The sequence below is a fragment of the Phenylobacterium sp. LjRoot219 genome (assembly GCF_964252995.1).
In the GTDB taxonomy this organism is placed as follows: Bacteria; Pseudomonadota; Alphaproteobacteria; order Caulobacterales; family Caulobacteraceae; genus Phenylobacterium.
The window spans coordinates 200,925-220,386 of the sequence record NZ_CAXUQI020000002.1; the positions used below are offsets into that span (position 1 = coordinate 200,925).

At 69.8% G+C, this 19,462-nt stretch carries 16 protein-coding genes; 6 read left to right on the forward strand and 10 right to left on the reverse strand.

All coding sequences use genetic code 11. The features are described 5' to 3' along the window. Positions 1-10: 10 nt before the first annotated feature. Positions 11-2,011, reverse strand: coding sequence for a flavin-containing monooxygenase (locus ACSQ14_RS18935; RefSeq protein WP_436015789.1), 2,001 nt, complete (start codon positions 2,009-2,011; stop codon positions 11-13). 210 nt (positions 2,012-2,221) lie between these two features. On the opposite strand from ACSQ14_RS18935, the gene ACSQ14_RS18940 reads away from it, so the two are divergent. Together ACSQ14_RS18940 and ACSQ14_RS18945 are read left to right on the forward strand one after the other, a co-directional pair. After that, complete coding sequence (locus tag ACSQ14_RS18940) at positions 2,222-3,103, forward strand: isocitrate lyase/PEP mutase family protein (protein WP_436015790.1); 882 nt, start codon at positions 2,222-2,224, stop codon at positions 3,101-3,103. A gap of 7 nt (positions 3,104-3,110) precedes the next feature. Beyond that, positions 3,111-4,598 carry an acetyl-CoA acetyltransferase gene (locus ACSQ14_RS18945; protein WP_436015791.1) on the forward strand — a complete coding sequence of 496 codons (1,488 nt, stop codon included), beginning with the start codon at positions 3,111-3,113 and terminating at the stop codon, positions 4,596-4,598. A 13-nt stretch (positions 4,599-4,611) separates the two neighbouring features. Here the strand turns inward: ACSQ14_RS18945 and ACSQ14_RS18950 are convergent, their stop codons facing one another. Genes ACSQ14_RS18950 through ACSQ14_RS18960 form a run of 3 tightly spaced genes read right to left on the reverse strand, consistent with a single transcriptional unit; the run spans position 4,612 to position 7,815 of the window. Next, positions 4,612-5,394 carry a coniferyl-alcohol dehydrogenase gene (locus ACSQ14_RS18950; protein WP_436015792.1) on the reverse strand — a complete coding sequence of 261 codons (783 nt, stop codon included), beginning with the start codon at positions 5,392-5,394 and terminating at the stop codon, positions 4,612-4,614. Beyond that, positions 5,391-6,074, reverse strand: coding sequence for a TetR/AcrR family transcriptional regulator (locus tag ACSQ14_RS18955; RefSeq protein ID WP_436015793.1), 684 nt, complete (start codon positions 6,072-6,074; stop codon positions 5,391-5,393). The genes ACSQ14_RS18950 and ACSQ14_RS18955 overlap by 4 nt, the downstream gene beginning before the upstream one ends. A 4-nt stretch (positions 6,075-6,078) precedes the next feature. Further along, positions 6,079-7,815: an N-acyl-D-amino-acid deacylase family protein gene (locus tag ACSQ14_RS18960; RefSeq protein ID WP_436015794.1), complete on the reverse strand. Its 1,737-nt coding sequence runs from the start codon at positions 7,813-7,815 to the stop codon at positions 6,079-6,081. Between the two features lie 151 nt (positions 7,816-7,966). On the opposite strand from ACSQ14_RS18960, the gene ACSQ14_RS18965 reads away from it, so the two are divergent. Then, a complete protein-coding gene (locus tag ACSQ14_RS18965) occupies positions 7,967-9,049 on the forward strand; it encodes a Gfo/Idh/MocA family protein (RefSeq protein ID WP_436015795.1) in 1,083 nt (360 codons plus the stop codon). On the opposite strand, the gene ACSQ14_RS18970 is transcribed toward ACSQ14_RS18965, so the two are convergent. Further along, positions 8,973-9,797, reverse strand: coding sequence for a DUF899 family protein (locus ACSQ14_RS18970; RefSeq protein WP_436015796.1), 825 nt, complete (start codon positions 9,795-9,797; stop codon positions 8,973-8,975). The genes ACSQ14_RS18965 and ACSQ14_RS18970 overlap by 77 nt on opposite strands. 372 nt (positions 9,798-10,169) lie before the next feature. Between ACSQ14_RS18970 and ACSQ14_RS18975 the strand changes: the two genes are divergently transcribed. Together ACSQ14_RS18975 and ACSQ14_RS18980 are read left to right on the forward strand one after the other, a co-directional pair. Further along, positions 10,170-10,706: a hypothetical protein gene (locus ACSQ14_RS18975; protein ID WP_436015797.1), complete on the forward strand. Its 537-nt coding sequence runs from the start codon at positions 10,170-10,172 to the stop codon at positions 10,704-10,706. A gap of 150 nt (positions 10,707-10,856) precedes the next feature. Beyond that, positions 10,857-11,255 (forward strand): hypothetical protein, encoded by a 399-nt coding sequence (locus tag ACSQ14_RS18980; RefSeq protein ID WP_436015798.1) that lies wholly within the window; start codon positions 10,857-10,859, stop codon positions 11,253-11,255. Positions 11,256-11,470: 215 nt separating this feature from the next. On the opposite strand, the gene ACSQ14_RS18985 is transcribed toward ACSQ14_RS18980, so the two are convergent. The 3 genes from ACSQ14_RS18985 to ACSQ14_RS18995 form a co-directional block, all read right to left on the reverse strand. Further along, complete coding sequence (locus ACSQ14_RS18985; RefSeq protein ID WP_436015799.1) at positions 11,471-12,583, reverse strand: ABC transporter substrate-binding protein; 1,113 nt, start codon at positions 12,581-12,583, stop codon at positions 11,471-11,473. Positions 12,584-12,700: 117 nt separating this feature from the next. Then, complete coding sequence (locus ACSQ14_RS18990; RefSeq protein ID WP_436015800.1) at positions 12,701-15,445, reverse strand: TonB-dependent receptor plug domain-containing protein; 2,745 nt, start codon at positions 15,443-15,445, stop codon at positions 12,701-12,703. 123 nt (positions 15,446-15,568) lie between these two features. Continuing rightward, on the reverse strand, positions 15,569-16,669 hold the full coding sequence (locus ACSQ14_RS18995) for a tyrosine-protein phosphatase (protein ID WP_436015801.1): 1,101 nt from the start codon (positions 16,667-16,669) through the stop codon (positions 15,569-15,571). 136 nt (positions 16,670-16,805) lie between these two features. On the opposite strand from ACSQ14_RS18995, the gene ACSQ14_RS19000 reads away from it, so the two are divergent. Continuing rightward, positions 16,806-17,705 (forward strand): LysR family transcriptional regulator, encoded by a 900-nt coding sequence (locus ACSQ14_RS19000; RefSeq protein ID WP_436015802.1) that lies wholly within the window; start codon positions 16,806-16,808, stop codon positions 17,703-17,705. Between the two features lie 4 nt (positions 17,706-17,709). On the opposite strand, the gene ACSQ14_RS19005 is transcribed toward ACSQ14_RS19000, so the two are convergent. Both ACSQ14_RS19005 and ACSQ14_RS19010 read right to left on the reverse strand, forming a co-directional pair. Beyond that, positions 17,710-18,447, reverse strand: a complete 738-nt coding sequence (locus ACSQ14_RS19005; RefSeq protein ID WP_436015803.1) for an SDR family NAD(P)-dependent oxidoreductase — start codon at positions 18,445-18,447, stop codon at positions 17,710-17,712. 2 nt (positions 18,448-18,449) lie between these two features. After that, positions 18,450-19,418 (reverse strand): alpha/beta hydrolase, encoded by a 969-nt coding sequence (locus tag ACSQ14_RS19010; RefSeq protein ID WP_436015804.1) that lies wholly within the window; start codon positions 19,416-19,418, stop codon positions 18,450-18,452. Between the last annotated feature and the right edge of the window lie 44 nt (positions 19,419-19,462).

Sequence of the window (19,462 nt, forward strand, 5' to 3'; positions counted from 1 at the left end):
GCGACGCGCCTCATCCCTTGGCGCCAGTGGCCTCCGCCATGCGCGCGGCCGCAACATGCGACGCCGCCGGCGCGACGTCAAAATCGGCCGGATCTGGCGCCTGCGTCCATTCCCAGTAGTCGACCAGCGGCCAGGGCGAGTTGGCGATCACCTTGCCGGCCTTATTCTTGTACCAGCTGGTCGCGCCGCCATGCGACCAGGTGTAGTTCGCCAGCGCCGCCTGCATCCGCTCGCCGTAGTCGGTGTAGACTGAGGCCTTCACCTCGACGGCGTCGAGATGGTCCTCGATCATCCAGCGCAGGCAGCCGGAGATGTAGCGCGCCTGGCACTCGGCGTTGAAGAACAGGTTGCCGTTGTAGCCGAGGTTGGTGCCCGGGCCGTACATCAGGAACAGGTTCGGGAACTGCGGAACGGTGACGCCGAGGTAGGCGCCCGGGTCGTCCTGCCAGAACTCGTTGAGGCGCTGGCCGCCACGCCCGACGATCTCCATCGGCGCCAGGTATTCGAGCGCCCGGAAGCCGGTGGCGTAGACCACGACGTCGACCTCGTGATGCCGCCCGGCGCCGTCCACCAGCCCGGTCTCGGTGAACCGTTCGACCCCGTCGGTGACCAGCTCGACGTTCTCGCGGGTAAGCGCGCGGTAGAAGCCGCCGTCGCCGAGGTTGGGACGCTTCACCCCCGGCGGATAGGTCGGGATGACCTTGGCCGCCAGCGCGGGATCGTGGTTGATCTCGCGCAGGATGCTGGCCGTCAGCCGCTGGCGGTAGGCCGCGTTGGCTTCGCTGACCGAGCCTTCCTGCTTCCAGTTCGGATCGATCCGCATGGTGTCCGCCGCGCCGTCGCCGGCCCAGTTGTACAGCAGCACGCGATACCAGTCGGCGTAGCCGGGCAGATGGTCCATCGCCCACTGCTCGCCCGGGCGGATCTTGCGGCGATAGTCCGGATGCACGAACACCCAGGTCGGCGAGCGCTGGAACACTACCAGTTGCTCGGCCGCCTCGGCGAGTTCCGGGATCAGCTGCAGGGCGGTCGCCGCCGTGCCGATCACCGCCACCCGCTTACCCTTCACGTCCAGCCCCTCCGGCCAGCGCGAGGTGTGGGTCTGGACCCCGCGGTAATCCTCCGCGCCGGCGATCTCCGGGATCAGCGGGCGGTTGAGCTGGCCGACGGCGCTGACGACGGCGCGGGCGCGCACCACCTCCTCGCCGGCCGCCGACTTCAGCACCGCCTCCCAGGCGCGGCCCTCCTCGTCATAGTCGGCGCGCACGACTTCGACGCCGAAGCGGACGTGCGCGCGCAGGCCCAGGCCATCGACGCAGGTCTCGAAATAGCGCCGCAGCACCGGGGCGGGCGAGAACAGCTCCGGCCACTGTTGGCGGCGCAGGAAGGAGAACGAGTAGCAGTGGCTGGGCACGTCGACCCGCGCGCCCGGATAGCGGTTCTCGAACCAGGTGCCGCCTGGCCCGGCGTTCTTCTCGACGATGGTAAAGGGAATGCCGGCCTGCTTGAGGCGGTAGCCCATCACCAGGCCGGACAGCCCCGCGCCGATGATCAGCACCGGATAGCGGGCCTTCTGCTCCGCCGACGGCGGACGGTCCCAGGCGAAGCGGCGCGCGTCGCCCTCCATCCCGAGTTCCTCGGTCAGCAGCGGGCCGTAACGGGCGTCGAGGGGCTTGCCCGCCAGCACGTCGATCATCTCGCGGATCTCGGCGGCGGACGGCCGGTAGGGCGTCGGGCATCCCTGGTCGCGCCAGGCCTGGACGACCTCGACCACGCGCGCCCGGATCGCCGCCGCCTGGCCTTCCGGCACTGAGCCGCTGGCGTCGCCGGAAAACTGCGGCCGCAGTGTCCGCGGCAGGCTGCGCAGCAGGTCCAGCCGGCCGGTGATGTGCGCTGCGGACATGACCAGCGGCAGCAGCCCCGCCTCGGCGATCGCGGCGGAGATCTCGGCGTCCGTGGCGTCCAGAGGCGGCTCGATCCCCTCCAGGCCACCTTTAAGCGCGTCGATCATGGCGTCTCCTGAAGCGTCACTTGGGTAGGGCGCCGGCGCCTCGCCCGCCGGCGAGGCCGGCCTTGACCGCCCCCCGGGCTCGGGCGTCGACCGATTGCGCATCCCCTGTTGCATATTGCCGTCCGGCGCCCGGTCGTCAAGGCGAGGCGCCCGTTTGCGGGCGCACCAAACGCCGGCGAACCTCGACATTGCGTACGACGTATTGCATTCATGGTGCGGCAGACCCAGACCGAGGATCCCATGGCGACCCAGGCGCAGAAGCTTCGAGACCTGTTCAACAGCGGCGAGCATTTCATCGCTGCCGACGCCTACAGCGCGCTGACCGCGCGGATCGTCGAGCGCGTCGGCTTCAAGGCGGCCTACCTTGGCGGCCACGCCTGCAGCGCCTTCCACTATGCGGTGCCGGACAACGGAATTTTCAGCCAGGTCGAGCAGATCGAACAGGCCTCGCGGATCGCCGCGGCCATCGAGATCCCGCTGATCGCCGACGCCGACACCCTCGGCGAGACGGTCGCCGACGCCTTTCACTTCAGCCGTCGCTACGCCCGCGCCGGGATCGCCGGCATTCACGTCGAGGACGAGGTCAATCCGAAGCACTCGACCTACTCCAACGGCCTGGCCTCGATCGGCGACATGCAGGCGCGCCTCGAGGCCTCGGTGAAGGGCCGCGGCGACAGCGATCTGGTGATCATCGCCCGCTGCGACGAGCTCTATCCCGACGCCTACCGCGGCGGCGGCACGGGCTCTCTGGAGGAGGCGATCAAGCGCGGCCGCGCCTACATCGAGGCCGGCGCCGACGCCTTGGTGTTCCCGCTAGCGTCGCCGGAAGCCACCGCCGAACTGGGCGCGGCGCTCTCCAAGCCGCTCGTCGTGTTGGGCGCGCCAATCCCCGGAACCGCCTGCACCCTGCACACCGGCTGGGGGATGCTCGGCGCGGCCAAGCTGCACCTGGAGCGCGCCAAGGAGCTGTTCGAGACCGGCCAGGTCACCGCCGACCTCAGCTTCCCGGAAAAGAACGACCTGATCGAACAGGGGCTCTACGACGAGCTGATCGCCGACTGGGCGAAGAAAACCGGCCGACCGACCCGCTAGGCCACGGATGCGCCAGGATCCCACCCGCACCCCGGTCATCGTCGGCGTCGGCGAGATCAACGACCGGCCGGCCGCGCCGGAACAGGGCCTGGACTCCGTGCAGTTGATGCTGGCCGCCCTGCAGGCGGCCGACGCCGACGCCGGCGGCGGGTTCCTGGCGCGCTGCGACCGGCTCTACGTCGTGCCGCAGATCTCGTTCCGCCAGCTCGATCCGGCGGAACTGCTGGCGCGCGCGCTCGGGTTGCCGCCGGAACGCATCCGCCAGGCCGAGCAGGCGTCGGGCGACACGCCGATCCGCCACCTCAACGACGCGGCCAACGCCATCGCCTCGGGCGAGGCCGAGGTCTGCCTGGTGACCGGCGGCGAGGCCCTGCGGACCGCCGCCGCCCGGGCCCGCGCGGCGGGCGGCGCCGAGCTGTTCCAGGGCTCGCGCCAAAGCGCCCCGGAGCTGCGCCGCAAGTACGGCCTGGTCACCCCGGCGGAGATCTATCCGCTGTTCGAGAACGCCACCCGCGCCGCCTGGGGCCAGACGCTCGCCGAGGCCCAGGCCGAGACGGCGCAGATCTGGTCGCGGATGTCGGAGGTCGCCGGGCAGGCGTCCGGCGCCTGGCTGAAACAGCCGCGCTCGCCGGCGGAGATCCTCGAGGTCGGGCCGGCGAACCGCCCGGTCGCCTTCCCCTACAGCAAGCTGATGGTCGCCAACCCGTCGGTCAACCAGGGCGCGGCGCTGGTGGTGACCAGCCTGGCCGCGGCCCGGGCTGCGGGGATCGCCGAGGCGCGGATGGTCTTCATCGGCGCCGGGGCCGCGGCGCACGAGCCGGACGAGCCGCTGGCCCGCGCCGACTGGGGCATGCCGCCGGGCCTGACGGTGGCGATCACCCGGGCGCTGGCGCTGAACGGGCTCGCGCCCGAGGCGCTCGACATGGCCGAGCTCTACTCCTGCTTCCCCTGCGTGCCGAAGATGGCCCGCCGGGTGCTCGGCTGGCCGCTCGAGCGGCCGGTGACGGTGCACGGCGGCCTGACCTTCGGCGGCGGCCCGATCGGCAACTACATGACCCACGCCGCCGCCGCCATGGTCCGGCGGCTGCGCGCCGGCGGGCGCAACGGGCTGCTGTTCGCCAACGGCGGCCACTGCACGCACAACCACGCCCTGGTGCTGACGCGCGACGCCGACGCCGCGGCCGCCTTGCCGCAGGGCTACGACTTCCAGGCCGAGGCCGACCGGCTGCGTGGGCCGATCCCGCCAGTCACCGACGCCTACGAAGGCCCAGTCACGGTCGAGACCTATGCGCTCAGCTACGACGCCCAGGGCGCGCCGGCCGCTGGCGTGGTCATCTCGCGCAATCCCCGCGGCGAGCGGGTGCTGGCGCGGGCGGATGTCGAGGACGCTGGCCTGGTCGCCTGGCTCACCGACGGCCGGCGCGAGCCGGTCGGCGCGGTCGGGACCACCCGGCGACGCAGCGACGCGCTCTACTGGCGGCCGGGCGCGGCCTGAGCCAGTCCTGCCGTCAGCCGATCAGCCGGCTCGCGGTGAAGCCGCCGTCGACCGGCAGCGCCACGCCGTTGACGTAGCTGGCCGCCGGCGAGTTCAGGAACAGCAGCGCGGCGGCCTGCTCCTGCGGCGTGCAGCGCCGCCCGGCCGGCTGGGCGATGGCGTCGATCACCGCGCTCGGCGTGGTCTTCTCGATCTCGACCAGCATCGGCGTCTGCACCGAGCCCGGGATGGTGCAGTTCACCCGCACGCCGCGGCCGATCAGCCGGGTGGCCGACAGCAGGGTCCAGACCTGGATCGCCGCCTTCGAGAACCGATAGCCTTCGGCCACCAACTGCGGACGGGCTTCGCACCAGGCGCCCGCGGCCGCCGCCGAGCCGGTCTCGGCCAGCTCCAGCAACTCCGGCAGGTGCGCGCGCCAGCCGGCGCCGCCGGTCGAGCCGACGTTGGCGATCGCCCCGCCGGCCGGCATCCGCGCGCTCGCCAGCTCGGCGAGGCGCCGCGCGCCGATGAAGTTCACCTTCATGACGTCCAGCGGGTCGCCGCCCGGGGGAATACCCGCGCAGTTGAACAGGGCGTCGAGATCGCCGTCGATCCCGGCCACCGCCGCCTCGATCGCCGCGGGCTCGCGCAGGTCGGTTCGCCTGAACGAGCGCAGCGGGACGTCGCCCTCCCGGACGTCCAGGCCGTGAACCTCCGCCCCCAGTTCCACGAGGCTGAGCGCGGTCGCCCGGCCGATGCCGGAGGCGCAGCCGCTGACGATCACGCGCCGGCCGGCGTAGCCGAAAGGATCGCTCATGCCGGGGTCCGTTCCGCCGATTGAATGAAGGCCTCGAAGCGCGCGGTCAGGATGTCGATCACCAGCGGGTCGCTGGCGACGCCGGACTCCAGCGCCGCGTGATTGCTCTGGTCGAGGATCTCGAAGATCAGCAGCCAGGCCTCGAGCCAGCGTCGGCGCTCGGCGGGGATGTCCGGACGCACGGCGAAGGCCGGGATCCGCTGGCCGAGCGCGGCGATGATCTCGCCAATCAGCTCCTGGGCGCGCGCGGTGAAGTCCGGCTCGGCCCCCGCCGCCTGAGTGAACACCCGTAGCAGGCGACGGTTCAGCCGGTCGAGGGCGAACAACTCGCCGATCCAGCGGCGCACCGCCCCCGGCGCGCCGACGTCGACCGCGGCGAGCGACAGGAACCGCGGCATCGCCGCGGCCGAGGCCTCGCGGAAGACCTCCACCGCCAGCGCCGCCTTGCCGCTGAAGTGCCGGTAGAAGGTGACCCGGCTGACCCCGGCGGCGGCGGCGATGTCCTCCACCGACACCGAGAGGTAGCCCGCCGCGCAGAACTGCGAGACGGCGGCGGCGATCAGCCGCTCGCGGCAGTCCTGCTTGCGCCGCCGGGCAAAGTCCGCGAGGCCGGCGAGACGCGGATCCGCAGCAGGGGCGGCTTCCGGGGCCTGGGACCTGATCTCGCCAGCTCGCGGCATGCGCCTACTCCGCCGCCATCGCCTGGGAGGCGGTGACTTCGGGGCCGACGAACCGGCCGGGGAAGCGGCCGGTGAAGGCGCCGTTGTCGAAGGTCGGCACGCCGGCGACCAGGGTCAGCCGCATCGGCGCCGCGCCGCGGCTGTAGCGGTAGGTGCGGCCGCCCTCCCCGTCCCAGACGTCCCAGATCTTCTCTTCCGGCCGCCGCTCGATCTCGGCGAGGTTGAAGACGGTGATGTCGGCGACCTTGCCGACCTCGATCAGGCCACGGTCGTGCAGGCCGAAGAAGTCGGCGAGCTTGCCGGTCAGGACGTGGACGCCCTGCTCGATGCTCAGCAGCTGGCGGTCACGGACGTAGTCGGTGAGCAGATAGACGTTGTCGCCGGCCCCGCAGAACATCTTCCCGTGGGCGCCGGCGTCCGAGATGTTGCCGACCGAGCGCGGGTCGTTCAGCAGTTGCAGGACGACGGCCTCGTCGCGCTCCCACGACTTCTTGTGGATCACCGATTCCGCGCCGTTGTTCAGCACCCACTGGGCCATGGCGTCGGACGGGTGGTTGATCCCGGTCTGCGCCATGTAGTCGGCCAGGGTGAGTCCGGTCGGCCCATAGCCGCTCTCGCTCTCGCGCAGGGTCATGGCGGCCGGGTCGTTCAGGTAGGAGTGGGCGAACTGGTTGTTCCAGGCCTCCCGCGCCCGGTCGCGCCAGTCCGGATCGGCGAGCATGGCGCGCTTCTCCGCCCAGGTCTCGGCGTTGACCACCTCCTGCCAGACCGGGTTGCCGTTCTGGGCGAACACCAGCGAGCGGCCGAAGTTGATCACCGAGGTCGGCGAGACGTGGTGGAAGCCGGTCCAGAAATCCAGGCCCTCGGCCTTGAACTGCTCGTGGAGCACCTCGGAGCGAGCGCGCACCTTGGCCTGGTACTCCAGGGTCGGCAGGCCGGCCCACTGCATGCGCACGCCCGCCGCCTTGGCGAGCCGGCCCATCCGCTCGACGGTGTCGGGTCCGGTCATCCGCATGAAGTGGTCGACGATGATCTGGAAGGTCGCGCCGGGATAGCGGCCGAGCACGCCCAGCAGCGCCGCGAACTCGGCGTCGTCGGCCAGTTGCGACGGCAGCGGGCGCTCGTGCTTGTCGTAGTCGAGCCAGTTCGACGACAGGCCCATCGCGCCAGCGCGCAGGGCGTCGTCCAGCAAGCCGCACATTTGCTCGATCTCATCCGGCCGGGCGGTCCGGGTCCAGGCGTCCTGGCCCATCACGTAGAGCCGCATCGGGATGTGGCCGCAGAAGGCCGCGAAGTGCACCGGCGTCTTCACGTTGCGCTGCACCGAGGCCTTGTACTCGCTCCAGGTCCGCCAGTCCCAGGGCACCAGCTTCTCCATCGGCGGGGTCGGGATGTCCTCGAAGAAGTTGAAGATGTCGATGATGTCGGCGCGGATCTCCGGCCGGGCGGGGGCCATCGAGAACCCGCAGTTGCCGTTGATCGAGGTGGTGACCCCGTAGGCCGGCAGCGGCTCCATGTTCGGCGACCACCAGACCCCGCCGTCCCAATGGTTGTGGGTCTCGATGAAGCCCGGGGCGACATAGCAGTCGGTGGCGTCGATCGTCCGCTCGCCCGCCGCCGCGGTCAGGCCGGGGCCGACCTCGACGATCCGGCCGCCGCGCACGCGGACGTCGGCGGCGAACGCCGGCTGGCCCGAACCGTCCACGACGGTGCCGTTCCTGATGAGGATGTTGAATTCCATGGCTTCCTCCCACCGTCCTGTCGCGGCGTTGTTTACGCGATGTAACAGACGTCCGCGGCGCGGCGCAATGACGTCCGCGTGATGCATTTGCAGCGCGACCTCATTGACTCGACATATGTGCATTGTAGCGTGGCGCCGCGGAGGACCTACGATGAGCGAACGGATCCGGGTGGGCGTGGTCGGCGCCAACGCCCAGCGCGGCTGGGCGCACGACGCCCACGTCGCCGCGCTGGCGCAACTGCTAGACTACGAGCTGACGGCGGTCTCGGCGCGCGACGCGGCCTTGGCCGAGGCGGCCCGCGCGGCCTTCGGCGCCGAGCGGGCGTTCGGCGACTCCCTGGCGCTGGTGCGCGCCCCGGAGATCGACCTGGTCGCCGTCACCGTCAAGGTGCCCGAGCATCGCGCCATCGTCCTGGCCGCCCTGGCCGCCGGCAAGCACGTCTATTGCGAATGGCCGCTGGGCCGCGACCTCGCCGAGGCCGAGGAGATGGCCGCCGCCGTCACCGCCGGGTCGCATGTGGCGATCGGACTGCAGGGGCTGGCCGCCCCGGCGGTGCGGGAAGCCGCGCGGCTGGTGCGCGAGGGCGCGCTCGGCCGGCCGCTGGTCGCCCGCGTGTTCTCGCCGACCGCCGGCTGGGGCCCGGCTGCGCCGCCGCACTACGCCTACCTACAGGACCGGCGGAACGGCGCGACCCTGGAGACCATCGCCGGCGGCCACACCCTGGCGGTGATCGAGGCGATCGTCGGCGCCTACCGCGAGGTCGATGCGCGCAACAGCACCCGCCTGAAGGCCGTCCGGGTCAGCGACACCGGCGAGACGGTCGAACGCACCTGCGCCGACCACATGCTGGTGCTTGGCGAACACGCCAGCGGCTGCGTTTCGACGCTGGAGGTGATCGGCGGGGTGGCGGACCGGCCGTTCTCGCTGGAGGTCGTCGGCGAGGCCGGATGGCTGAAGATCGCCGGCCACCAGCCCGGCGGCTTCCAGGTCGCCAACCTGACCCTGGAGACCAGTCTGCCGGACGCGCGCCCGCTGGCGCCGGTCGCCGCCGAACTGAAGGGGCCGCCCGCCAACGTCGCCGAGGCCTACGCCCGGCTCGCCGCCGACATCGCCGCCGAGCAGCGCAGCGTCGCCGGCTTCGACCATGCGGTCCGACTCACCCGCCTGCTCCACGCCATCGACACCGCCTCAAGCACCGGCCGGCGACAGCGCCTCGAGGCCGCGCCAGCGTAAGGCCAAAGGCTCTGGATAGGCGTTCTAATAGGTGATGCTCGGGTACCAGTCGGTCCCGCGGCCACCCGGCGTGCCTCAGGTCCAGGAGATTCCACAGCACCATCAGGTCCGGCTCGGTGACCGGGTCCTTGCCCGGATCGCCCGACTCAAACCCCAGTTCCGCGCCCCAGAAGTGTCGGATGGTCCCATCCTTGCGGGTGAAGACGTTGTAGGCGGCGGTGTCCGTCCCGTCGTCCATGATGGCGTGGTAGTCCTGGCTGAACTCGCCGTTCACGTCGGCGTACATCGGAAGGCTCTTCCAGCCGCGTTCAACCTTGAAGGCGATCTGGCGTTCGATCGGCGAAAGGCCGACGACGGCCATGGCGATCCGTTGGCGGATGTGGTCCGCGTTGCCGTTCACGCTGCTCAAAAGCGCCGTGCACATGGGACAGGGGCGCTGGCGCTTGGGGCCGTACATCCAGTTGTAGACGAACAGCGTGTCGTGATCGCCGAAGAGCTCTTCGAGTCCGACGGGATTGGCGCCCTTTACGCTGCTGGCCTCGCGAAACTGGTAGTCGCCCTTCACCTCGCCGCCGGGCGGCAGGGCGCGGCGCTGCGCGGCGACGCGCGCGATGTGGCGGTTGAGTTCGATCTCCTCGACCAACAGGGCTTGGCGGGCCTGGCGGTACGCCGCGCTCTCATTCGGCTGGCGGGCGCGGCTCTTGCGCGCGATGGCGGCAGCAGGTTGCAGGGCGGAACCGTCGGGCACGACTCTTTCTCCCAATCCAAACCCGTTCAACCTTTTGCTCCAACCGCGGGGTTCCCTCTGAATGCCTGTCGCCACGCTCGCTAGAGGCCAAAAGCGGGCATTGAGGAGGGGGTGTTTCGACGTCCGCGCTCGGCGCATACCCGCTAGGCGAACCCCTTCAAATGTAGGTCCGCGACGGGTCGTGAGCTGCATGCAGCGCGCTGCTCAGAACTCGCTGTCTCTACGCCGCGCCCGGCGCACGTCGCCCTTATGGCGACCGCGGTTCCGGTGCGGGCGCTGACAGCGCCCGGTTGATGACGGCCATATCCAGGACCTCTCGCATTGGCAGGACCGATTGACCCACCCTTCCATGCGCAGACCCACAAAGGGCGCATGGTCCATCTCCTTGTTCTGCCGCCGATGGGCGTCGCCGCGTTCTCCCTGTGGGTCGAGGCTTGGATCGGAGGACGAGTCTCGCCGGGAACGATCGTGTTCGCCGCCGTGATGCTGGCGATCGCCGGCTTCGGCTTGGTCCACGCGATGACGCCTACGACTCTCGTCGCAGACCAAGAGGGAATTCGTTGGAGGCGCGGCGCGAAGACTCAATTCTTTGGGTGGTCCGACGTCGAGGAGATTGGCGTCGCACGGCCGAAGGGCATGGAAGGCTGGGACGCGCCGTTGCCGAGGGCGTTGACGGGTATGCGCCGTAGCGAGATCCGGCGCTTGAGTGAGCCAGAGATCGGATTGAACCTCGTCGCCGCCAAGTCGCCCTTTCCGGATCCTGGCACGCGAGCTTACCAGATGGGATTCACCGGCTATGAGGTGAACCTGCCCAATGACTTCGGTCTGCCCATTGAGGCAATCGTGGATGAACTGCGGAGCCGTTGGCTCAGCCATCGACAAGCGTCTGCGCAGACTGGCAGTCGCTGACCTTCCACTTGCGGGTGCCCAGCCTAGGGGCGTGACGACCCTTGCAGACACTTGCAGCCGCCTACAAGACGGCGGGCGATGGACCGCCGAGCGTCACTTGCTTGGGACCGCATACTGGGCCACAAATTTTTCGACAGCCGAGGCGGACAGATGATCCTGCGCGAGCGAGTGGCGAACACGACTGGTCTGGTTGCAGCTTTCGTGGGAGCAGGTTTCGCAGCTTGGGGCACAGACGGCGCGCACGTGTTGTTTGGCAAAGCTCTGATGAGCGCCGCTATCTTATCGTTCTCGCTCCTCACCTTTTTCGAAGCGAGATTGAGCGCCAAACTGCCAAGGGATGAGCTTGAAGGCCCTCCCTCTACCATACGGTTCTTTCTTGGGGTGGTCTGCGCTGTCGCCGTCGGGGCAATGGCGTTTTCAACGCTTTCCAACGACTTCATCCCATTGAGAAAGGCGATCACGCTTGTCTCTGGAGCCACCATTGCAGCCGCGTTGGCATGCACGCTCACCCTGTCTCTGCTGAAGGAAAAGCGACGCAAGGTCCGCTAACCACCGTTTTTGGGACCGCGCACAACTCGCTAACCCGCCACAAGCCGTCGCCCGCCAGGTTCCGCATCCGGGAAGCGCCCGAACTGGCGCGAACGACCCATTGCGGTCATTGCTTGTATGCAGTTTCGGGTCAGCTCGGCGCTATCAGCGGCGACGTGGGAGGTAACTCAAATCGTTGCCTTGCCTAGGGCGGGCCGAGATGAGGCCCCAGGCAGTCAGGCCTGGCCGAAGCGCTCGACCAGGTGCGAGTTCACGCCGTCGGCGTCGAGCTCACGCGCCACGAGGTAGCCGGCGCCGACCCAGCCGCGCCGCATCCACTTGCCGAACGACAGCCGGGTTCCCGGGGCGCCGGACGCCGCGGGCAGCATCTTCACCCGTTCGAGCGCCTCCTTCACCCCGCGCGGCGACAAGGGGTGGGCGTCGGCGAAGGCGTGCAGCAGGACGGTGGCCAGGTCGCGGTTGACGACCGGCACGCAGTATTCCGGCCGGCGGCCATAGGCCGTCTGGTAGTCGTCGAGGAAGCTTTGACCAACGGGATTGGCCTCGTCGTACTGGTCGAGCCCGGTCCACCCCAGGATCCCCTTCCACAGGACCGGGTTGATCCAGGCGTTCTGGAAGGCCGTGCCCATGAACCGCGGCGGGTCCCAGCCGAGCGCCTCCAGCGCCGGGTTGACGCCGAGGACGCCGAAGCCGAAGCCGCAGTGCACCAGAGCGTCCGGCTTCGCCTCGTGCAAGCGGCCGACCGCCTCGCGGACGTCCTGCGCGGTTTGGGCGATCCGCTCGTCGGCGACGATCCGCAGGCCCTGCTCGCGACAGGCCTTCTGGAAGTTCTTGAAATAGGTTTCGCCGACGAGCGACTGCTCGACCAGCACGCCGACGGTCGCGCAGCCGCGCCGGGCGATCAGCTGGGCCCAAAAGATCGGCTCGTCGGTCAGCGAGCCCTGCGGCAAGGCGAAGGTCCACTCCCCCAGCCAGTCCTCGGTCCCCGTGACGGTGAGCGCGGGCACCTTGAAGCGCTGTTCGATGGCCTCGCGCACCGGCACGGCGTTGTCGGAGATCGCCGGGCCGAAGACCGCCAGGCAGCCTTCGTCGACCAGCTCGCCGTAGGCGTCGATCACCGCCTTGACCGTGCCCTTCGGCAGCCCCTCGACCTCCTTGAAGACAATCTCCACCGGGCGGTCGATGATCCCGCGCCGGCGTCCCTCGGCGAAGACCAGCTCGAAGGGCCGGAACAGGTCGTCCTTCTGCGCCTGCGGATAACCCTCCGGCAGCACGAAATCGAACAGATAGCCCAGCTTGATGGGCGCGGCTTTGCTCTCGTAGGACATCGCAGTCCTTCCCTGGCGCCGCGTTGAGGCCTGCGGCGGTCGGGCTCGACTGTGCCGAGCCGACCGCGGCCGTGCAATGCAGGCCAGCAGCAGAACTGCTGGCCGGTCCGTCAGGAGTTAGAACTTCTTCTCGATGCCGAACTGCACATAGCGCCCCAGGGTAAAGGTGTGGCTGGGGTCGTAGCCCGGCTGGCCGGAGTTCTTGTACAGCGGCGGGTCCTCGTCGAAGACGTTGTCGACGTTAAGCGTGAAGGCGAGGTCGGAATACAGGCCCGAGCCGTTGACGTCGTACTTGAAGAACAGGTTCACCGCGTTGAACGCCTTGACCCGGTCCTGGCCGAACGCGCCCGGCGTGCCGGCGTCGCCGCGGCGGTAGCCGGAAGTGTGGTTCCAGGTCACCTGGCTACGCAGATTGCCGGCGGTGGCCCCGAGCGTCGTCTGCAGCATGAGCTTGGAGTTCTCGGTGGCGAGCTGGTTGGTGGCCGGGGCGACCGGGCTGATCTTGGTCTTCTCCGTCAGCCGGTAATTGCCCGCGACGCTCGCATCGATCGAACCGAAGCCGACCTCGCGGGCGTAGCTGACCTGGAAGTCGATGCCCGAAAGATCAGTCTGCCCGAGGTTCCGCACCAGGGTGTCGAGGATCACGCCGACCGGCTGCGCGCCGCTGCCGCCGGAGGAGACCAGCGCCTGCGTCGTGGCGGTCGGGTTGAGCAGGGTGAAGCCGACATTGGCCGGGTTCTGCATGTTCGCAAGAACCGCGGCGACCTGTTGCCCCGTCGGCCGGTAGGTCCAGAGCCCCGGGAAGTTGTTGTAGAACGACGTCAGGCTGGTGCCGCTGACCGGCCGCCCGATCGTCCCCTTCAGGTCGATCGCGTAGTAGCTGGCGCTGATCTTCAGCCCCTCGACGATCGGCGGGGTGATGTCCGCGCCGATCGACCAGTTCTTCGCGGTTTGCGGCTCCAGTCCGCTCACCGAGCCGCCGCCGAGGTAGACGCCGGTTTCGCCGGTGGCGAAGCTCTGGCCCGGAGGCGGGGCGAGGAAGGCCCCCGGCACCAGGTTGGCCGTCGCCGTGAGCGGGCCAAGCTGATCCGCCGGGCTCGGCGCGTTGAACGACTTGCCCCAGTTGCCGCGGAAACTGACCCAGTCCACCGGCTTGAAGGTCACGCCGACCTTCGGATTAAAGGTGTCGCCGAAGTCGTTGTACTTGTCGTAGCGGCCCGAGACCTGGAGGGTCAGCTCCTGCACGCCGGTGATGGCGTTATCGACGCCGACCAGCGGAACCTGCACCTCGCCAAACAGCGACTGGACGTCCTGGGTGTAGGACGCGAAGGGCGACAGCACGAGCGCTGCGTTGGTCTGCCGACGCTTGAACTTGGTCTCCTGGTATTCGGCGCCGAACGCGACATGGATGTCGCCGCCGGGAAGGTGCGCCACCGGCCCGTCGACGATGGCCCGGGCCTGAACGAATTCGTTCTTGCCGTTGCCCCGTTCCAGACCGCCGAGGATCGCCTGCAGCGCCGCCGGATCCGAGGCGGCGATGTCGTAGGGATTGAGCCGGCCGGCCGCCAGGGCGGCGGATTGCGCCGCCGGATCGAGGACGTTGTTGCGGTAGGAGATTTCCGACTCGCCGTAGTTCACCAGCCCCCGCGCCTGCCAGTCGGGGGCGAAGTCCCAGCTCAGCGCCGGCGCGACGTTCCAGGTCTCCAGCTCGGTGCGCTGGGTGTTGGAGCGGAAGCCCGCCACCGGCCCGTAGTTGAAGCGGACGGTCTGCGTCGCGGTGGCGGTGGCCCCGCCGGTGCTGATGTACCGCGGGTTCGTCGGGCCGATGTTGACGGTGCCGGTGGTGCTGCCGACCGCGCCCAGGGTGCCGCCGTTGCCGGTGACCACGCGGTTGGCGTAGAGCGCGGTCATGTCGAAGACCAGGGTCTCGCTGAGGTCCTGGGTCACCCGCCCGAAGACGTTGTGCTGGCGGATCTTCGGATAGATCGCCGAGTCCTGGGACAGGTCGCAGGTGGCGGGGCCGCCGGCCACCAGGGACGATCCGGACACCAGGAAGGTCTGGGCGCCGATGGACGCGGTCGGCGTGGCGCAGTTGCGGCCGGTCGGCACGCCGGTGTTCCAGTCGATGCGCTTCACGTAGTCGCGGTCGGCGCCGAAGATCGCATCGTTCTCCTTGTAGCCATAGGCGAGATAGCCGGAGCCGCTGCCCCAGTCCTTGCCGGCCATGCCGTTGATCGCGAAGGTGCTGTAGTTGTCCGCGAAGCCGACGCGGCTGTTGAGCTGCAGGCCGTCGAAGCGGCGCCGGGTGATGAAGTTCAGCACGCCGCCGAGGGCGTCGGAGCCGTAGACCGCCGAGCCGCCGTCGGTCATCGCCTCGACGCGCTCGATGACGCCCGGCGCGATGATGTCGGGATCGACGGCGACCTGCTGGGTGCCGGCGCCGACCACCCGGTGGCCGTCGAGCAGCACCAGCGTCTGCGCGCCGCCGCTGGTGTTGGCCGCCGGCAGGTTGCGCAGGTTCGGCCGGCTGATCGGGTTGCTGCCGTTGGAGCCGGAGACGGCGGAAACGCCGACCGGCAAGGCGTTGAAGTAGTTGCCGACCTGCGGAAGGCTGTTGAGGATCTGGTTGGTGCTGTTGCCGCCGACCGTCTCGACGGTCTGGGCGCCGAGCCCGATCACGTTCGAGCCGGCCGGCGCGATCCCGCGGATCAGGGTGCCGGTGACGACGACCTCATCGAGTGTCTGGGCGCTCGCGCCGGTGGTGGGCGCGGCGGCTTGCGCCAGCGCGATCGTCGGCAACAGCGCCGCCACCGATGTGCCGGCGGCGAGACGGCGCGCTAAGGCGCCAAAACGGACTTGCATGGTTTAATTCCCCCCCCTGAGGTCTTGATTTCTTGTGGTTTGGATCCGCGCACGACGGCGCCCGGCCGCGCGGCCTGCGGTCGTTGACGTCTTCGCGCCGCGGCGCCCTCCGCCCGGCGGCGGCTATTCGAGATAGAGCGCCCGCAGCTTGGCGAGCTCGGCCGGCGTCACCCCGACCTTTTGCTGCAGGTAGGCGTCCACCGAGCCGTAGGTCGCATCGATCTCCTCGAAGGTGATCTCGAGCAGCGACTTCGACGGCTGTTCGGCGGCGTACAGCGGGGCCGGCTTGGCGGCCTCCGGCGTGCTTTGCGCGCGCGCGAAATGCTGGGCGATCGGATTGCCGGGATGGGCCGCCGGGTCGATGGGCGGCATCTCGAACTGCGGACGCCGATAGGCGGTCGATAGGTGGAAATCCTGCAGGATGACGTCGCGCGGCGTGCCCAGGGCGCTGAGGATCATCGCCGTCACGAAGCCGGTGCGGTCTTGGCCGGCGGAGCAGTTGAAGACGATCGGGCTGTTCTCGGAAACCAGGGCGTCGAAGGTGAGCCGCACCTGTTCGGCCAGGCCGTTCGGGAACAGTTTGTAGGCCGCCGCCATCGAGTGCGGCGTCGTCCCGTGCGCCGTCGCGCCGTTGGCGGCGGCCGCCTGCACCATGGAATAGTCGACCGTGACGTATTTCACGCCCTGGATCCGCGTCGGGGCCAGCGACCGCTCCTCGCGCGAGCGCAGGTCGACCATCTCGGCCAGCCCCAGCGCCTTGATCTGCTGCAGGTCGCTGTCGCTGAGCAGTGGCGTCGCGCCGGAGCGGAAGATCATCCCCCATCGCACATGCTTGCCGCCCGCCGCCGGATAGCCGCCGACGTCGCGGAAGTTGGAGCCGCGCTCGAGCGGCAGCAGCCGTTCGGCGACCCTCAGGGTCGTGCCGTCGCGCACGTCACGCAGCAGGAAGTACGGGCGGGCGGTCGCCGCGACGCGGACCTCGTAACGGCCGTCACGGTCCTGTTCGGCGATCAGCCGGGACTGGCCGACCTCCGCGCCGGGGTGCTCCGCTTCATACAGGTCGACCGGACCGGAAGCGCGCCAGGTGACCAGCACGCGGTCGGCGGCGATCCGCTCGACCGACACCGCCGTCACCTCCGCCCAGGCCGGTGCGGCAAGGCCGAGCGCGACGGCGAGACCCGCAGCGGGCCCCAGCCGGCGGGCGTTCAGCAGTCTGCCGCGCACGCCGCTTCGCGTTCCTGAGCGCATGATCGATCCCCCCGAATTCTTGTCCAGCTTGGCCGGTTGGGGAGGTTTTGGATTCGGCGCGATAACAAATCCAATGCATTATGAGCGGCATTTTGATAAATTGAGGTAATCAGTGGAGCTTCGGCCGCTTCGCCACGTGGCCGCGCTCGCGCGGCATCTGAACTACAAGAAGGCCGCCGATGAGCTTGGGCTGACCCAGCCGGCGCTCTCGCGCAGCATCCAAGTCACCGAAGAGCGGTACGGCGCGCGGCTGTTCGACCGCAATCGCGGCGGCGTTCACCTCACCGCCGTTGGCCGCCTGTTCGTCGATCGCGCCGAGATCCTGATCCGCGAGGCGGCGGACTTCGAGCGTACGGTGCACCGCTACGCGGGCGCCGAGGAGGGTTTGGTGGCCTTCGGCGTTTCGCCCAGCGCGGCCCGCGCCTGCCTGCCCAGATTGCTACGTGAGCTGGCGGCGGAACGGCCGGCTCTCAACGTGAGCGTCGCCGTTCGCCGGACCAGCGCCTTGGTGCCGCTGTTGATGTCCGAAGACATCGAATTCCTGGTCTGCCCGAAGAACGACATCGCGCCCAACCCCGGCCTGAAGTCGGAGCCCTTGGGATCCTTCTCCGCCTGCCTCCTGGTGCGAGCGGGACATCCCATTCTGAGCGATGACACGCTGAAGGTTTCCGAGTTTCCGATCATTACGACGGGACCGTTTCAAGGGGCCGACAAGACGCGGGGAGGTCTGGTCGGCCTCTACGACCTGCAGCCGCGGATCACCGTCGAAAGCACCGAAGCGCTGGCCAAGGTCGCCGTGGATTCCGACGCCATCTGGATGTCGTCGACGATGTCGGCGGCGGACGAGCTCGCCAGCGGCGAACTCGTCAGGCTGGACCGCCGGGACGGCCGGGAGGCGCACCGCTTCGAGGTGATGATCTATTCGTTGCGGGAGCGAACCTTCTCGCCCGCCTCGAAGGACATTGGCGGCCGACTTCGCCGGATCCTCGGACAGGTCGGCTCCGAATCGTGAGCGCTCAGCGCCAGCTGAAGCCGCCGTCGACGACGATCTCGCTGCCGGTGGTGAACGCCGAGTCCTCGCTGCTCAGGTAGAGGGCGGCGCGGGCGATGTCCTCGGGCGCGCCGAGCGTCTTCAGCGCGACGCGGTCGGCCGCGCGCTGGCTGTGCTCCGGGTTCTCCCACAGGTAGCGGGTCATCTCGGTGCGGATCACGCCGGGACAGATGCAGTTGGCGCGGATCGTCGGGCCGAGGTCGAACGCCAGGCATTTGGTGAACATGATCAGCCCGGCCTTGCTCGCCGAGTAGCCCGCGGTGCCGGCCATCGGCATCACGCCGCTGACCGAGGCGATGTTGACGATCGTCGCCTGCACCGCGGCCTGCAACGCCGGCAGGGCGGCGTGGACGACGTTGAACGGGCCGGTCAGGTTCACCGCGATCAGCCGGTCCCAGGTCGCGCGGTCGAACTCAGCGAACGGCTTGGCGACCAGCACGCCGGCGGCGTTCACCACCCCGTCGAGCCCGCCGAGCGCGGTCACAGCCGCGCCGACCGCGGCGTCCACCGACTGGGCCTCGGCCACGTCGCAGACCTGCGCCGTCGCGCCGAGCTGCTGGGCGACCTCGCGGACGCGCAGCTCGTCGCGGTCGAGCAGCGCCAGCGCCGCGCCTTCCGCGGCGAACAGCTCGGCGATCGCCTTGCCCATGCCGCTCGCCGCCCCGGTGACGATCAAGCGTCGTCCTTGCATCCGGCCCGCCATGTTCAGCCCTCCCCGTCCTTGATCCGCGACCGCAGCCACGCCGTCGCTTGCGCCAGCGCCTCGGCGGCGATCGGCACGACTTCCGCCGCACCCAGATAGCCATGCAGCATGCCGGCGTCGGTTCGCGTGTCCACCGGCACGCCGGCCGCCGCCAGCCGCGCCGCATAGGCCAGCCCCTCGTCGCGCAGCGGATCCAGCTCGGCGACGAAGACCAGCGTCGGCGGCAACCCGGCCGCGTCGGCCAGGCGCAGCGGCGAGACCAGCGGATCATCACGGTTCACGCCCGGCGGGCAATAATGATCCCAGAAGCACCGCATGTCGGCGGTCGACAGCAGCCAGTTGCGCCCGCCGACCTCGCGGTGCGAGGCGGTGTCCAGGCCGTGGTCGGTCACCGGATAGGCCAGGAACTGGCCGGCGATCGGCGGGCCGCCAGCGTCGCGCGCGCGCAGCGCACAGGCCGCGGCGATGTTGCCGCCGGCGCTCTCGCCGACCAGCAGCAGCGGCCCGGGGCCTTGCGTCGCCGCCCATTCGAGGACCGCCCAGGCGTCGTCGAGCGCAGCCGGAAAGGGATGCTCGGGCGCCAGCCGGTAGTCGACGCTGACCACCTCGCAGCCCGTGCCGGCAGCCAGTCGGCGGCAGGTCGCGTCGGCGAAATCGAGGTCGCCCATGATCCAGCCGCCGGCATGCAGATAGACGCAAAGCCCCGCCACCGGGCCCGTCGGCCGATAGCGGCGGATCGGGATCGGACCGCCCGGCCCCGCGACCGTCGCGTCTGTCACGCTATCCAGCTCCGGCAGGTCGCGCGGCGGGGGCGCCGCCGCCGAGCCGGCGCGCAGCATCTCGCGCGCCGCCGGCGCGCTGACCTGATGGAAGTAGGGCCGCGCGGCCTCGGCGTAGCGGTCGAGAATTGCCTGGTAGTAGCGATGGACGGTCAGCACGCGCGCCGTTCCCTCTGACTTCGCCGAACTCATCCGCGCCTCCCGCCGCCGTTATCACAACTCATCTGTGTCATTCT

Bases quoted from the DNA above. Each gene is read 5' to 3' on its own strand.
- ACSQ14_RS18935 (WP_436015789.1), bottom strand. From the start codon at position 2,011: ATGATCGACGCGCTTAAAGGTGGCCTGGAGGGGATCGAGCCGCCTCTG.
- ACSQ14_RS18940 (WP_436015790.1), top strand. From the start codon at position 2,222: ATGGTGCGGCAGACCCAGACCGAGGATCCCATGGCGACCCAGGCGCAG.
- ACSQ14_RS18945 (WP_436015791.1), top strand. From the start codon at position 3,111: ATGCGCCAGGATCCCACCCGCACCCCGGTCATCGTCGGCGTCGGCGAG.
- ACSQ14_RS18950 (WP_436015792.1), bottom strand. From the start codon at position 5,394: ATGAGCGATCCTTTCGGCTACGCCGGCCGGCGCGTGATCGTCAGCGGC.
- ACSQ14_RS18955 (WP_436015793.1), bottom strand. From the start codon at position 6,074: ATGCCGCGAGCTGGCGAGATCAGGTCCCAGGCCCCGGAAGCCGCCCCT.
- ACSQ14_RS18960 (WP_436015794.1), bottom strand. From the start codon at position 7,815: ATGGAATTCAACATCCTCATCAGGAACGGCACCGTCGTGGACGGTTCG.
- ACSQ14_RS18965 (WP_436015795.1), top strand. From the start codon at position 7,967: ATGAGCGAACGGATCCGGGTGGGCGTGGTCGGCGCCAACGCCCAGCGC.
- ACSQ14_RS18975 (WP_436015797.1), top strand. From the start codon at position 10,170: ATGGTCCATCTCCTTGTTCTGCCGCCGATGGGCGTCGCCGCGTTCTCC.
- ACSQ14_RS18980 (WP_436015798.1), top strand. From the start codon at position 10,857: ATGATCCTGCGCGAGCGAGTGGCGAACACGACTGGTCTGGTTGCAGCT.
- ACSQ14_RS18985 (WP_436015799.1), bottom strand. From the start codon at position 12,583: ATGTCCTACGAGAGCAAAGCCGCGCCCATCAAGCTGGGCTATCTGTTC.
- ACSQ14_RS18990 (WP_436015800.1), bottom strand. From the start codon at position 15,445: ATGCAAGTCCGTTTTGGCGCCTTAGCGCGCCGTCTCGCCGCCGGCACA.
- ACSQ14_RS19005 (WP_436015803.1), bottom strand. From the start codon at position 18,447: ATGGCGGGCCGGATGCAAGGACGACGCTTGATCGTCACCGGGGCGGCG.
- ACSQ14_RS19010 (WP_436015804.1), bottom strand. From the start codon at position 19,418: ATGAGTTCGGCGAAGTCAGAGGGAACGGCGCGCGTGCTGACCGTCCAT.